The organism is Vibrio sp. T20 (assembly GCF_007858795.1).
GTDB classification, from domain to species: Bacteria; Pseudomonadota; Gammaproteobacteria; order Enterobacterales; family Vibrionaceae; genus Vibrio; species Vibrio satsumensis.
Genome location: NZ_VFEB01000098.1, coordinates 1 through 256, shown reverse-complemented (window position 1 = coordinate 256; position 256 = coordinate 1). Strand labels below are relative to the sequence as shown.

General features: G+C 41.0%; 1 pseudogene. It reads right to left on the bottom strand.

The features are described 5' to 3' along the window. A pseudogene (locus FTW16_RS12790) lies at positions 1-256 on the bottom strand (D-alanine--D-alanine ligase A); the annotation flags it as partial.

The window sequence follows — 256 nt, the reverse complement described above, 5'->3', positions numbered from 1 at the left end:
CAAGAATTGACTAAACTTGTGTCCATTATGCTCCACCATTTTAGGGAACATGGAAATTGGAGTCATACCTGGAAAAGTATTTACTTCGTTCAGGTAGATTTCGTTGTCTTGGGTTAAGAAAACCTCCATTCGAGATAAGTGACGTAGCTTCCTTTGAGCGAAAACTTTGCGTGCACTGTCTGCGATTAATTCACATTGTTCATCAGTCAGATTACTTGCTTCAACTTCAGTGACTGAGTGGCTGTCTGCACTGTAC